At 68.9% G+C, this 14523-nt stretch carries 11 protein-coding genes; 7 read left to right on the top strand and 4 right to left on the bottom strand.

What is annotated here, in order from left to right:
- From IE295_RS25775 to IE295_RS25750, 6 genes are all read left to right on the top strand, one after another.
- Window positions 1-972 carry an SDR family NAD(P)-dependent oxidoreductase gene (locus IE295_RS25775; RefSeq protein ID WP_190066154.1) on the top strand — a complete coding sequence of 324 codons (972 nt, stop codon included), beginning with the start codon at window positions 1-3 and terminating at the stop codon, window positions 970-972.
- Window positions 973-1231: 259 nt separating this feature from the next.
- A complete protein-coding gene (locus IE295_RS25770) occupies window positions 1232-3430 on the top strand; it encodes a gluzincin family metallopeptidase (RefSeq protein ID WP_190066153.1) in 2199 nt (732 codons plus the stop codon).
- A gap of 145 nt (window positions 3431-3575) precedes the next feature.
- A complete protein-coding gene (locus tag IE295_RS25765; protein WP_190066152.1) occupies window positions 3576-4919 on the top strand; it encodes a M28 family metallopeptidase in 1344 nt (447 codons plus the stop codon).
- Window positions 4920-5118: 199 nt separating this feature from the next.
- Entirely contained in the window at window positions 5119-5703 is a 585-nt protein-coding gene (locus IE295_RS25760; RefSeq protein WP_190066151.1) for a TetR/AcrR family transcriptional regulator, read from the top strand.
- Window positions 5704-6142: 439 nt separating this feature from the next.
- On the top strand, window positions 6143-6859 hold the full coding sequence (locus tag IE295_RS25755) for an NADPH-dependent F420 reductase (RefSeq protein WP_190066150.1): 717 nt from the start codon (window positions 6143-6145) through the stop codon (window positions 6857-6859).
- A 47-nt stretch (window positions 6860-6906) separates the two neighbouring features.
- Window positions 6907-7263, top strand: coding sequence for a TfoX/Sxy family protein (locus tag IE295_RS25750; RefSeq protein ID WP_224323310.1), 357 nt, complete (start codon window positions 6907-6909; stop codon window positions 7261-7263).
- Between the two features lie 137 nt (window positions 7264-7400).
- Here the strand turns inward: IE295_RS25750 and IE295_RS25745 are convergent, their stop codons facing one another.
- Window positions 7401-10514 carry a hypothetical protein gene (locus IE295_RS25745; RefSeq protein ID WP_190066149.1) on the bottom strand — a complete coding sequence of 1038 codons (3114 nt, stop codon included), beginning with the start codon at window positions 10512-10514 and terminating at the stop codon, window positions 7401-7403.
- Window positions 10515-11328: 814 nt separating this feature from the next.
- Between IE295_RS25745 and IE295_RS25740 the strand changes: the two genes are divergently transcribed.
- Entirely contained in the window at window positions 11329-12588 is a 1260-nt protein-coding gene (locus IE295_RS25740; protein WP_190066148.1) for an MFS transporter, read from the top strand.
- 96 nt (window positions 12589-12684) lie between these two features.
- Here IE295_RS25740 and IE295_RS25735 read toward each other — a convergent pair whose 3' ends face one another.
- The 3 genes from IE295_RS25735 to IE295_RS25725 all read right to left on the bottom strand — a co-directional run bounded on the left by IE295_RS25735 (window position 12685) and on the right by IE295_RS25725 (window position 14373).
- Complete coding sequence (locus tag IE295_RS25735) at window positions 12685-13131, bottom strand: hypothetical protein (protein WP_224323323.1); 447 nt, start codon at window positions 13129-13131, stop codon at window positions 12685-12687.
- 45 nt (window positions 13132-13176) lie between these two features.
- Entirely contained in the window at window positions 13177-13890 is a 714-nt protein-coding gene (locus IE295_RS25730) for a phytanoyl-CoA dioxygenase family protein (protein ID WP_190066147.1), read from the bottom strand.
- Window positions 13891-14115: 225 nt separating this feature from the next.
- Window positions 14116-14373 (bottom strand): hypothetical protein, encoded by a 258-nt coding sequence (locus IE295_RS25725; protein WP_190066146.1) that lies wholly within the window; start codon window positions 14371-14373, stop codon window positions 14116-14118.
- Window positions 14374-14523: the final 150 nt, after the last annotated feature.

Genomic DNA, 14523 nt, shown 5'->3' with positions numbered 1-14523 from the left:
ATGACCACCACTGATCAGCAGCCGCTCGGCTCGCCCTTCTCCGCCGCCACCACCGCCGAAGACGTCATGGCCGGCCTCGACTTGTCCGGTGTGACCGCCGTCGTGACCGGGGGCTACTCCGGACTCGGTCTGGAAACGACCCGGACCCTGGCAGCCGCCGGAGCCCGGGTCATCGTGCCGGCACGCCGGCCCGACATCGCCCGCGCCGCGCTCGCGGACGTGAAGGAGTGCGAGGTCATCCCCATGGACCTGGCAGACCTCGCCGGCGTGCGCGCCGCCGCGGCACGGATCAACGACTCCCTCGACCGGCTCGACCTCCTGATGGCCATCGCCGGCGTCATGGCCACCCCGGAGCAGCGTGTCGGACCGGGCTGGGAGGGCCAGCTCGCCGCAAACCACCTCGGACACTTCACGCTCGCCTGCGAGCTCTACCCCCTCCTTGCCGCCGCCGACGGTGCGCGCGTCGTCGTCAACAGCTCCGCCGGACACGCCCTGACCGACATCCGCTGGCACGACCCGCACTTCCGCACCGGCTACGACAAGTGGCTGGCCTACGGCCAGGCCAAAACCGCCAACGTCCTGTTCGCCGTACATCTCGACGCCCTCGGACGCGACGACGGCGTCCGGGCGTTCGCCCTCCACCCGGGCAGGATCATCACTGGTCTCCAGCGGGAGATGACGCTCCGGGAGCAGATCGACCGCGGATGGGTGGACGAGCACGGCAACGTGATCGGCGCCGGCTTCAAGACCGCCTCCCAAGGCGCCGCCACGGGCCTATGGGCAGCCACATCCCCGCTCCTCGACGGCCGCGGCGGCCTCTACCTCGAAGACTGCGACATCGCGCGCATCGCCGACCCCGGTGCTCCCATGGACGACGGCGGCGTCCGCGCGTACGCCATCGACCCCGGCGCGGCCGCACGGCTCTGGGACCTGTCCCTCGCGGGAACCGGCGCCACCCCCATCACCCGATGACCCACGCGTGAGGCAATTCGCCGCCGTCCAAGGGCGGGCGCCGCCTCCGGTGGCCGAGGCGCGAGCCGGGCCGTGCAGAGTTACGCTATTGCTGAGTGTATTGCGCCTCGATGGGCGGTTTTTCGGGGGAGAGTCATTCATCGCGGTCGGCGCCAGGGGGCGGTTTTATCGCGCTCCCGGCCAGGGCTGACGCGCCCCCGGCCGGCCGTTCCCACCAGGCGAAATCTTCCCCTCCACACCTGTTGAGGAGGGCATCATCATGGCCCAGGATTACGGCGACCAGCAGCGGAACCGGCCCGGCCCCGAAGCCGAGAAGCCTCTGAGGATGGTTCCTGACGTGGGAGAGCACACCGATGACGAGGGTGTGCTGCGGAAATACGTCGATCCGGGAGCGACGCTGACGCGGGCGCCGACTGCCCGGAAAGCCATTGAGCAGTTCATGAAGGCGCGCACGGGCGACCTGAAGGCCGGCGCCATCGATCTGCGTGAGACGGAAGCGAGTGAAGGCGCGGCAACGCTGAGGATTCGCTACCAGCAGTTCCACAACAACGTCCCCGTCTCGGGCGCCACCGTGCAGGCCGTGGCCGACGTCAAGCAGGCCGCCGTCATCCAGGTCGATCACGGGGGAGAGCTCGATATGACGGATGCGCCCGATCCGGGCGCCGCCCAGGCCCCCGACGCCCTCAAAGGGGTTGCCCTCGCGCCTTTCGAAGGGGAATTCGAGGCCGCGGAGGTGATCAGGGACGAACTCGCCTACATTCGGGACACGTCCAGGCCCACCGTGCCGCACACCGACTATCCCAGCGCCTCGACCGCGCTGCTGCAGAAGGGCACGAAGCCCGACGACGCACTGCATCTCGTTCGGGACTTCCTCGTGGAAACCACCGGGCCCTTCGAGCACTTCCGCGTCGTCGTGGACGCCGTATCCGGCGAACTGCTGTGGATCGCACTCGCGGGCAAGTACGTGACGGCGACGCTCAAGGTCTTCTCACCGGACCCGGTGACCGAGTCGGACGACAGTTCGCTGCACGGAGCGTCCAGCGCGGCAACGCTCGACGCTTTCCGCCATGACGTCCAGGCCGAGATCGCTCCTGCCGACGGCGGGAAATTCCGGCTCGACGGGCAGTGGTTCCAGTGCAAGGACTGGGACACCCCCGCCTTCGCGCAGCCACAGGAGACAGCGCCCAGCTTCGCCTATCAAACATTTCCGATCAATCGCGCCTTTCTGAGCGCGAACGCCTACTACTGGCTCGACTCCGCCGCGCGCTACCTCCGTGGCCTGGGAAACACGACGCTGAACGCCAACATGCAGAAGGTCGAGGTCGACGCCCAGGGGTTCGACGGCGGCGACAACAGTGAGTGGATCGGCACGACTCCTCCGCGGATCCGCTTCGGGGAGGGCGGTGCACCGGATGCCGCCGATTTCGGTGTCATCGTCCATGAGTACACCCACGGTGTATTCCAATGGCTCGGTTCGGACCACGGCGGGTCGGGGTCGTACGAGCACAGCGTCTGCGACGCCCTGCCCGCCATCTACCGCGACAGGTTCAATCCCGCCGGGCACCGGCGCGCCGAGACGTTCCCCTTCGACAACAACGCCACCAACCAGTGGAGTACGGAGCGTCGGCTCGACCGCGCCGAGCGGTTCGACGGCGCGGGATTCAGCACCTTCAGCTTCAACCTCCGCAACTCGATGCTCGGCACAGCACTGTGGCGGTGCTACCTGGGTATGGGAGGCGACTCGTCCGATCCGGACGAACGGATCGAGGCGGCCGATGCCATGATCAAAACGATGATGGAGATGCTGCTCATCGTGCCGGACGACGATTCCACGAGCGCGGCGCACGCCCGCAGCATGGCCCAGGGCTGCGTCACGGCGGACACGACGCTCACCGGTGGCCTGTTCAGCAAGGTGATGGACGAGGCCTTCATCGGTCAGGGACTGTGGAAGCGGCGCCCCGTGGACGTCTACGTCGCGGACAACCCGGCCGACACCGGGGCCCTGCCGAGCCCCAGCCCGCAACTGGCCTCTCCCGACATCTGGGTCCGCAACAACGACATCAGTACGGGCGACAATCCCGACCTCGGGCACCAGCCGCCCATCAATGACCAGCCGAACCACGTGTATGTGCGCGTCCACAACCGGGGAACCCAGGCAGCCCAGGGCGGAGCATTCCAGCTCGAGGTCTTCCGGTGTGACCGAGGCTCCGGGATGATCTGGCCGACCCATTTCCAGTCGATCGGCACCCTGGTCATCGACCAGGTGATTCCGGCCAACGGTTCGGTGCGCGTCGGCCCCCTGACGTGGACGCCCCACCTCACGGATCACGAATTCCTGGCGGCGGTCGTGCACGGCGACCCGGACCCGGCCCTCACCGCCACGCTCAACGGACCGGTGCCCGCCGATCGGATCGTCCGGTTCGACAACAACCTGGGACTGCGCGATGTCGCCCCCTGACAGCACGTACGACACCACGTACGAGGGGCAGCCGTTCCCCGTCCCCGACAAGCGCCGACCGCCGAGCCCGGCCGTACGGGTCACGCCGGCCAGACGCAAGTGGACCGGCACGCTGCCGGACAAGTTCATCGCGACACTTGTCGAATTGGTCTCGGCGGAGGCTCTCCGCACCACAGTGGAGGCACTCGCGGCCTTCCACACGCGGCACACGTTCTCGCCGCACCTCGGAGAGGCCGCCGCCCTGATATCGGATCAGTTCACGGCGGCGGGATACACGGACGTGGCCAGACGCCCCTGGTCCCATGCCGGTCACAGCGGGGACAACGTCGTCTGCACCAAGCCGGGGACGGGAAGCGACGGCAATCCGGTCATCATCGTGTGCGCCCATTACGACTGCCGAATGGAAGATCTGGGCAACGCGACCGCACGGGCTCCAGGAGCCGACGACAACGCCAGTGGTGTGGCAGCAATCCTGGAAATCGCGCGCCTGCTCGCGCCGGTCGCTCTTTCCGCCACAGTCCGCTTCGTGGCCTTTTCCGGAGAGGAACAGGGACTGTGGGGGTCCACGGCGTACGCCGCGCAGCTCCACGCCGCGGGCACCGACGTCTACCGGGTCATCAACCTGGACATGGTCGGAAGGCCGCCGGAGGACGGTTCCGTGACGGTGGAGCGCGACGAGGGCAACGCCGTCCCGGGCAATGACGCCGCTTCGAAGGCCCTCGGTGCGGTGATGGCGCAGGCCGCCGCGTCCTACACGGCCCTGCCGGTCAAGCTCGGCCCCATCTACGCCAGCGACTACATGCCCTTCGAAGCGCACAGCGACGTCACGGTCGGTGCCTTCGAGGGAGAGGGCAACCCGCACTACCACCAGACGTCCGACAAGCCGGCAACGCTCGACTACGACTATCTTGCCGCCGTCACCAAGACGGTACTGGCGACCTTGCTCGCCGAAACGCTGGACGTCGCCGACGAAGCACGTTCGGCCGTGGACCTGTACATCCGGGACAGCCAGGCCGACACCGGATCCCAACCGAGCGGTGCCCCGAACGGAGCCTCTCCCGACCTCTGGGTACGCAACAGCGACATCCAGGCCGGCGACGACCCCGAACTCGGCCACCAGACACCCGTCAACGGCGTTCCCAACTTCCTGTACGTGCGCGTGCACAACCGGGGCACCGCCGCTTTGGGAAGCGGCGTCGCCCAGGTCCGCACGTATCAGGGCGACCCGGGCGCCGGGGCGACCTGGCCGGCACGCTTCCAGCCGATCGGCACGCTGGTGATCGACCAGGCGATTCCGGCCGGCGGCTCGGTGCGCGTCGGTCCCTTCGCATGGACACCCCACAGCGTGGACCACGAACGCCTGCTGGCGATCGCGTCGGCCCCCTCCGACCACTCCGTCCCCGATGTCTACACGGGCGAGCTCGACACCGACCTCCTGGTCCGGTTCGACAACAACGTGGGCCGGCGCGATGTGGGGCCGCAGGGGTAGACCTGGGCCTACTCGCCACCGCACCGCACCGCACCACGCCGCATCCGCACTGGCCGCAGGGCCGGCAGCGCGACGCGCCTGCTGACCGCCGAGCCGCCGGATCCCCTCATCCCCTCGGCTGCCTACCGCACTTTCTCCTCCCGATACCCTGCGGGTACGTACGTCCGTACCGATGAATCATGGGAAGGGGTCAGTGATCGTGGCGAATGAGGCCGAGCGGCGGCCGCGCCGTACGCGCCGGCATGACCCGAATCGCCGGGAGCGCATTGCCGAGGTAGCGGAGGAGCTGATCGCCGAGCGCGGCCTGGAGGGTCTCAGCCACCGGGCGATCGCCGAGCGGGCCGATGTCTCGCTCAGTTCCACGACCTACCACTTCGCCGACCGCGAAGCCCTGATCCAGGCCGCGCTCGAGCGGGCCGCGGACCGCTTCGCCGGCTTTGTGCACCAGTGGGCCGCCGAGCACGCGCAGGACACCCGCGAGCAGCTGGCCGAGGCGCTGGCGGATTCGGTCATGGCCTGCCTGGGCGAGGGCCGGACCGGGAGGGTCGTGGAGTTCGAGCTGTATCTCGCCGCGCTGCGCCGCCCGGCCCTGCGGGAGACGGCCGTGCGCATGACCCGCGACAGCGTCGAGGCGATGACCCCGGTGGTGGGGCCCGTACTCGCGGCGTGCATTCCGCCACTGATGAACGGGCTGTGCCTGCAGGTGATGACCGCCCCCGAGCCTCCCGGCCGCGGGCAGGTCCTCGCGGTGGTGAGGCAGACGCTGGGGGTGGCACCCGAATAGCCCGGCCCCGCGGCGAGTGACAGATCGGCCCGCCGCCGACGCGCAGGAACGCACCGTTCCCCGGCGCGTCGGCGGCGGGCCTTCTTGTTTGCGGGGTCGACGTGACCAGGGCCACTCTTCCCGGTGGATTGGTACGGTCGTCCGTACTGATGAGATAGAGTGGAGATATCGCGAAAACATGAGCAAATGATCTATATCGGACATCGAGGGAGAAGGAAGAGCATGGCGAAGGCGAACGCCTGCAATCTGGTCGACATCACCGTGCCGCAGGCGGCCCACGACGAGGCGCGGACCTGGGAGAACCCGTGGTTCCTCTGGCAGTTCGGCGGCTGACGACGCCGGCGACGCCGACAACGCTGACAACGAGGAACCCGCCGGCGTGATCACGCCGGGCTTTACCCATTGACCCCGAATTGACCCCGAACAGGAGGTGGCTCCCATGGAGCCCAAGAAGATCGCAGTCCTGGGAACCGGCGGCGGAGGCCGCGCCCACACGGCCAAGCTCCACGAGCTCGGCCATCAGGTCACCGTCGGCACCCGCGACCCCGAGGCCACACTGGCCCGCACCGAACCCGACATGATGGGCCACCCGCCCTACAAGCAGTGGCTCGCCGACCACCCCGGCATCCCCCTGGCCACCTTCGCCGACGCCGCGGCCGCCGGCGAGATCATCATCAACGGCACCGACGGCGCCAACTCCGTCAAAGCCCTCACCAGCGCAGGCGCCGAGAACCTCGCCGGCAAGGTCCTCATCGACTACGCCGTCCCCTTCCTCTACAACCCCGAAACCGAACACCCCTGGCCCACCCCCTGGGGCGTCATGCCGCGCCTGGACCCGGTCGACACCGACAGCCTCGCCGAACAGATCCAGCGCGCCTTCCCCGACGCGCGGGTCGTCAAGGCCTTCGTCACCCAGGAACAGGACACCGTCGTCAACCCCAGGAGCATCGGCGACGGCGACCACTCCATGTTCATCGCCGGCAACGACGCCGACGCCAAACAGACCGTCACCCAGCTTCTCAAGGACTACGGCTGGAGCGACATCATCGACCTCGGCGACCTGTACGCCGCCCGCGGCATGGAGATGTACGCCCACATGCACAGCGCCATCGGCTTCGCCATGGGCGGCCACTTCGGCATCAAAGTCATCCGCTGAACCCTGTGCCCCGGCCACGCCCAGCTGGGCGAAGGCTGCCTGGGGCCGTGACCACCGAGGGCGTGTCCGGAGTCATGGCCTACGACGAGGTGCTGGCGGACCGGGTCCGTCAGCGGCTGGAACACGCGGACCTGGATGCCGCGGAGAAGAAGATGTTCGGTGCGGTCTGTTTCCTGGACCGGGGGAACACGGTAGCCGGGGCGTCCGGCGACGACCTGTTCGTGCGCGTCGACCCCGGCTACATGGACGACGCCCTGGCTCAGCCCGGCGCACGGCCCTACGAATTCCGCGGCCGGACCGCGGGCGGCTGGGTGTACGTGGCGGGCGAGGTCCTCGACGACGAAGTCCTGGACGACTGGCTGCGGGCTGCCTGGGATGCCGCAGCCGGGCTGCCGCCCAAGTGATCCGCGGACTGCCTGGCCTGCTGCTCGTCCGCCCGGAGCCGAGGGGCTGCCATGCGGCCGGCGAGGGTCGGGCACATCCTGCCGGCGGGCTGTGCCGACGTCCGGCCGGCACAGCCCGATCCCTCACGCCGGGACGTTCACACCACCCCGGTCGCCATGCCGGCGCCGGGCATGAAGGCGGAACGGCTGTCGGCCGCGACCACGGCGAGGGCGCCGCCCACGGCGTTGCCGATGGTGTCGATGGCGACCTTCGTGGGAATCGACCACCAACCCTGACTGTCACGGAACTTCGGGATGTTGAGGCAGGCGGTGAGCCCCGTGATGACGATGAGAAGGGATCCTGCCAGTGCCCAGCCGGTCAGGTCCTTCTCGATGGCCTGGTAGATGATGTAGCCGAGCCCTCCGAGTACGAGCACGGTCAGGATGATGGGACCCGCCGTCCTGGCGAACGCCTTCGCCTTCTCGCTCTTGAGGAACTGCCAGACCCCGATGCCGACTACGGCCGCCAAGGCGGTGCCGGCGAAGATGCTCCCGCCCAGGCCCATCCACTTGAGCCCCTTCCAGACCAGGCCGGCGTGGGCGAGGCCGAAAATGATCACCGCCAGGGCAATGCTCACCCCGGTGAGCAGATCCGGTGTCTCCTCACCCAGCACGTCCGCCATGGTGGCCGTCATCACGCTCATCGCCTGCAGCAGACCACCGGCCATGATGCAGGTCTTGATGGCGTCGTAGGCCTCCGTGTTCCGCCCGTCCCCGTTCATGGCGGCGGGATCGGGCAGGGAGCCACCGGGGAACGGCTGGTTGTCGGAGCCGTAGAGCAACTTGTAGCCGATGGTGGCCGGCAGCGCGGCCAGCAGGGCGAGGAGCCCGCCGAAGGTCAGTTTGTCCCCCGGGTGGTCCGCGAGATCGGCGAGCCACTCCCAGAGTTTGTTGAGGGGGCCGAGGGACAGTTCGGTGTCGAGCATGCTCTGGAACGCCAGGAGGCCGTTCGCCACGAAGCGCTCCACCTCGGCCACGAGAGCGCCGACGAGGTCGAGGCCCATGTCGATGATCGCCTCACTGGAGGTGGCGAACTCCTTGAGGGAGGCCTCGGGGCTCTTCAGCAGGTCACCGATGGCCCGCGCGTACCCCACACCCGCGCCGCCCAGCGAACCGACGGCCTTGTCCACCCATGCGGCCAGCGAGTCGGGCACCTCGTCACCCACCGTACTGCCCGCGGTGCTCGGCAGCGTCAGCGGCTGTGCCTGCACCTTGTCCATCAGCCAGTTCCGGTGCACGTCATGCCCGGACGTCGCTCCGGGCACCCCGGAGTGGGAGTCGGGCACCTTCGGCGCCAGGGAACTGCTCCCGTGCTGCCGCACGAACCGTTCGATGTGGGGGTGCAAGTCCCGTTTCTCCTGGCCGACCCACTGGCGGGCATCCTGGGCAGCCTCCCCGGCCGCGCTCCGCAGCACGGTCCCGGCGGAGCGCATGGCCTGTTCGAACGCCTTCTTGGTGTTCCAGATGTCGCGGAAGGCGAAGAGCGCCTTGAGCCACTCGATGACCTTCTCGATGGCGGCTCCGATGGCCTTGAGGACCCGGGTGATGAAGTGGGCGACCTGCTGCAGCGCGTGGAAGGCGAGTTTGACGCCTTCGATCACGACCTTGCCGATCCTCACCGCCAGGGGCACCAGCTTCTTTCCGCCCTCCACGACGGCCTTCTCGACGACCATGGCGCCCCGTTTGAGGCCCTGCCAGATGTCCCCGCCGACCTTTTTCATCTTGTTCCACAGATCCTTGGCCCAGCCCCACATGTACGGCTCGGCCAGCTCATCGGTTGCCCCCGGGGCGAGGGCCACGCCGGGGTTCCCGTTCATCAGATCCAGCTCGAGCAGCAGCTCTTCCTCCGACCGCAAGTCCCGGAACGTGACCCCGTCACTCCGACCCGCCGCACCCCCGTGGTCCACGGCGAACACGAACCCGGCGTCGCTCGTCGTCTCGCCGAGGCCGATCGCCGCACCCTTGCGGATGGCCTTGGCGGCACTGCCCGCGTCGCCCGGGTCCACGCCGGGCACGAGCCGCTTCAGCGCACCGCCGTCCTCGGTGAACTCCGGCAGTCCGCCGCCGGGGTTGGACGGGTTGAGGGTCTTGCGCTTGCCGGCCAGGTACTCGTGCACCGTACGGCCCGGTTCCAGGACCACGGGCCCCGGCAGTCCCTGAGCCGTCAACTCCAGTCGGGGCGTGGCGATTCCGTCGGCGAGCAGTGAGATCGTCAGCCGCCCGTAGGCGTCGGTGAACAGTTCGGACGGATCCCTGCCGATCACGACAGTGCGTCCCTGGCAGACCACCCGGCACGGCGCGCAGCCGTCGGCCACCCTGACCAGCACCCGGTACCGGGGCACCGGAGCGCCCTGGGCATCGGTGAGGGCCGCCTCCAGCCTGTGGCGGGTCGTCTCGTGCAACCGTGTGCCGCCGCCCTCCGGGGCCGAGGTGCGCTCGTCGGCCTCGCCGGCCTTGGGGTCCGGTACGTGGATGCGCAGGGGCATCTCCTGCCACATGCCGGTGAGCTCGTCCTGGACGTCCAGCCGCAGGTGCGTCCCGTCCCGGGTGTAGGAGAACAGCGCCGTGGAGTGCCCCGGGGCGTGGCTGATCGACGTGCCGCCGATGTTCCGGTCGATGGGCACGGGCGGCGCCCACCTCATGGTCCCGTTCTCCTCCCGTGGCCGCTCGTGGTCCTGCCTCATCGCCCAGAGCGTGCCGTTCTCGTCCTCCCCGTAGAGGTTCCAGACGGCATCGACGCGGGTGAGACCGGTCAGGTGCCCGGTCAGGGTCGCGTGGGACAGAACCACGGAACCGCCGATGGAGGCACCGTAGAGATTGACCATGCCGATGGCGCGGAACCGGTCATCGAGGTAAAGGCCGCCACCGACCTTGAGCTCAGGTGCCTGCAAGGCTCCGGTGCCTAAGCTGCCGATGCGTGCCCTGTGCAACACCAGGGCGTCCTGAACGCGAGCATGGTTCAGATAGAAAGAGCCGGCGCAGTCCAGGCCGAACGCCCAGAAGTCTTCATCGACGGCCAAGGACTGCGCGTCGATCGCGGCCTTTCCGACGGAGACCCGGACGGCCGTGCCGTTGAGGGCCAGCCGCCCCCCGACGCTCAGCGAGCGCATATCCAGCGTGCCGGTGACCGTACAGGCGACTATTTCACACTCCCGGTCGGTGTGAGCGCCGACCAGGGTCAGTCCCGGCAGCTCGCATTCCGTCAGTTCCAACGCATCGAACCGTGCACCGTCCAGGCTTGGCACCTCGTCAAATTCGCACCGGGCGAGGCGTACCGCGCTGCCCACAACCAGCTCGGCGAGATCGCACTCTCCTCGGACGTGCACACCTCGCAGGCGTAACCGAGCCAGGCAGCCCGGGAGCGGCGGCGGCGCGGACACCAACAAAGCGCGGACCGCTTCGCCCCGGACCTCCGGCACGCCATCGCACCACAGACCACGGCGATACGTCTCCCACATGCGCTGTTCGCCAGGGCTCCACGCGGCGGGCGGGGCATGCTCCGGCACGGATCCTCCCCATCGACGACGGGCCCGTACTTTCGCTACCCGTACTGCCCTCGGTCGTCACATCATGAGGCCGATCCACGTCTCGTCGTTCTTGGGAATCACGTAGAGCGGGTCTCGGCCCGCCACCCACCCCAGTGGTACGACGTAGTAGCTGTCCGGGCCTTCGACGAGTCGTCGCAGGCCGGTGTACCGGTAGCGGTGGCGCAGCCCCCGGTGCCGAGGTCTTCCTCGTGCACGCCCTACGGGCTGAGGCGCTTGCTGCTCAGCATCAGGACACCGGTCCACTGGTGGGTGTCCCTTCAGTTCAGACGGGTGAGGGCCCGCTCGACAGCCGCAGCAAGGTCCTGCGGGGTCGCTTCAGGCGCGAAATGGCCGGCATTCTCGAGCACCGGACGGGATGGTGCCACATTTGTGTGAGGTCACTGAGAAGGCGTGCTCGGAGCAGCCAATGGGCCTAGGGTGGGCGCCGGTTCCACCGGGGCGGGCGCTTCCGGTCCCTACGCCCCGGCTCGGAGGGCACGTGAGTTACCTGCGGCTGCTTCGGCAGCGGTCTGTACTGGTGCTGTGGCTTGCGCAGAGTCTCTCCGTGCTCGGGGATCGGCTTTACGCGCTTGCTGTGATGTGGGTCGTGTATGCCGCCACCGGTTCGGCCTCGCTCATGGGGCTGGTCGCGGTCGTCGAGTCGCTGCCGTACATCGTGCTTGGCACCGTCGGACGTCATGCGGTCGCACGGTTCTCGACGTTCGGGCGGCTGGCGTGGGTCGACGCGGCCCGGGCACTGGTCGCGGTCGCGTTGCCCTTCCTGTGGTCACCGGACGTGTGGGGCGTGGCGCTTCTACTCGTCGGGGTGTTGCTGCTCGGCACCCTCGGGGCGCTGTTCGATCCGAACCTCGGCGCCCTGGTGCCGGATCTCGTTGAGCCCTCGCGGGTGCAACAGGTCACGGGGCTGTTCGACCTTACGGGGCGCATTGCCCGGATCGCGGGTCCGGCGAGTATCGGTCTGCTGCTGCTCGTGGTCTCCGAGGTGCAGCTCTTCGCGCTGAACGGGATTACCTTCGCGGTGTCCGCGGTGGCGCTCGGCTGGCTGGCACGGCGGTATGCCACGGCGGCCGGCTCCGAAGAGGTAGAGCGGTCCGGCCGGGCACGGCCGGCGGCTCGAGCATGGCCGACAGTGCGTGCGCACCCCCGCGTCGGACTCGCGATCGGCCTGCACGGTGTCGCGCTGTTCTGTTCAGCCGTGACGGCGGTCGGTATGCCGGCGCTGCTCGCCACCCGATACGGCACCGGGGCGGCCGTCTACGGGCTTGTGACAGCCGCTGTGGGCATCGGGGCGCTGTTGGGTAACCCGCTCGCCAGCAACCGGCGCTCAGGCGGCTGGCTGGGCGTCTACTGCGCGGCGTGGGCGGTGCAAGGTGTGGCTACAGCGTGCATGGGGCTGGCCCTGAGCCTGCCTGCACTGGTGCTGCTCGCCACGGTGACGGGTCTGGTCACCCCAGCAACCAGCGTCACCTTGCGTGCGCACCTCGGAGCGTTCGCGCCTGCCGAGCGGCTGCGACTGATGTCGGTGGATCAAACCGTGATTCGCGCTGGTGGCACGGCCGGAATGCTACTGCTGCCGTTCCTGGTCGACGCCTCGCCCCGCGGTGCGTTTGTGGTGGGCGGGGTCGTCGTGGCGGGCGTGGCGCTCGGAGCGCTGCTCGTCGCCTCCCGGGCGCTACGCCCGGATGCGGTCCTGCCCGTGTCTGCGGCAGCCCACGGGCGTCCGGTGGCTGCGGAGTAGTGGCGCGTGCCTCAGCCCCCGCAACGTGGTGCAGACGCGGCGGGGGCCGAGGGGGTTACGGGGAGACCGGCCGTTCAGGCGGCCGGTGTCGAGCTGCTACGCGGACTGCGGTTCGGCTTTCCACCGGGCCACCTCGAGGGCGAGCCAGTGCTCCACGGTGACGTCCTCCATGGGCACGCCGATCTCCTTGTAGATGCGGGTGTGCATGGCGCCGAACCAGGCGTCGCGGCGGTCGTCGAAGAACGCCCGCTCGTACCAGGAGACGCCGAGGATGACCGTCCCACCACCACTGGCGTTGGCGGTGTCGGCTTCGAAGTAGGTGCATTGCCAGTCCCACAGCATCTGCTCTTCGGGACGGGAACGGAGCCGCTCGTCGCTGGCGCGCAGGTGCTCGACGCACCGTTCGACGGTGGCGGCGTCGGGGCAGTAGTAGCGGCAGTCGCTGAACGCGATGACCGTCTTGCTGCCCCTGCGGGTGGGGTCGGCGTCGTCGCCGGTGAGGACGCGCACACGGGTGATCGGCGGTGCGCCGGTCTCGAGCATGGTCACGGTTGGTGCTCCTCTCTTTCCCATGGGTGCCTTGTTGGACTACCAGCCCGATCCGGTGAGCGGGTACAGGCTGGGGCTGAAATCGCCGCGCGCCCGGACGGCGCCGGGCGCGACGTAGCGAACGTTCAGGCCGACGCGGGGCTCGTCGGTGGTGTTGCTGTCCGAGCGGTGGATGAGACGGACATCCATCAAGCAGGCTTGGCCGGCATCAAGAGGCAGCCACACCCCGCGCTCGTGCGGGCCGTCCGGCATGCCCTGAACCCCGAGCGCCTTGCCTCGCGCCGCGTCTCCGCTCTCCCGGCCGTTGGGGAGATATCCGGCGGCGTGTGAGCCCGGCAGCACCTGCAAGCAGCCATTCCCCGTGGTTGCGTCGGTGATGGCCAGCCATGCGGCGACCGCCCGTTCGGGGTCGAGGTCCATGCGCTCATTCGTGCCGTCCTGGTGCCAGGGCACCACGAACTCGCGGCCCGGCCACTTGACCATGAGAAAGCTGTTCTCAACGGCCACGGCGCTGCCGATTACGTCCTGTACGGCGCGGAGCAGCCCGGGGCTACGCACCGCGTACGCGGCCCACTCGATACGCAGGTGAGCTTCGGCTATGACCTCGGTGCGGCTGTTGAGGTGCGCGGTTGTGACGTCGGCGCCGCAGCCGCGGGCCACCTCATTCAGGTGCCAGCCGACGTCGGTACGGAAGCCGCTTTCTCCCAGCGGACTCGGTCCGGCAAACCGGGGCGCAGCGGCGCAAGCGTTCATGGTTCGGTGTCCTCTCCCGCCTCAGCAGCAGCCGAAGCGACGGTGAGTGCGCGGTGATGTCGTGCCGACCTCCGCCCGCATACGGACCGAAGGGGTCGGTCGAAGGAAGCGCGGGGACGGAGCCTAGAACGGGCTAGGAGCCGTGGTGCGGGTCTCCGGCAACGGCCAGCGGGACGACGACGGCAACGCACAGACAGATCCAGATGAGGACTGCTAAGCGTTGTCTCACGTGTCGTTCCCGAGCGGACGCACGGACGTGACGTCCACCCGCCACTCGAATCCGCCGCTGGGTGGGAGCAGCCACACGTACGACGGCTTCTCCTCGACTCCGAACGGCTCACCGACGCCGTGCGCGATGCCCTCGCGGCCCTTGGCGATGTCGATCACCCGCGCGCCGAGCCGCAGCCGATGCGGCAGACCCTTGATGTGGTCACCGCTAGCCTGCGCCCGCCGTCCGGCGTGCGCTCTTACGGACTTGCTCACGTCTTGCCCCCTCGCTGGCGTAGCTCGAAGTGGTGCACCACCAGTGCACTGCTCGAGCGGGCGCTGCGGGCGTCGCGAGACCGGACGTTTAGGCGGACGTTTTCGGGGTCGGCGTAGGCATCAAGTCATTACGGTGTGGAGGGAATCCGC

This window comes from Streptomyces griseocarneus (assembly GCF_014655595.1).
Classification (GTDB): Bacteria; Actinomycetota; Actinomycetes; order Streptomycetales; family Streptomycetaceae; genus Streptomyces; species Streptomyces griseocarneus.
The sequence above is the reverse complement of the archived record's forward strand: the minus strand, read 5'-3'. Positions and strand labels throughout refer to the sequence as shown.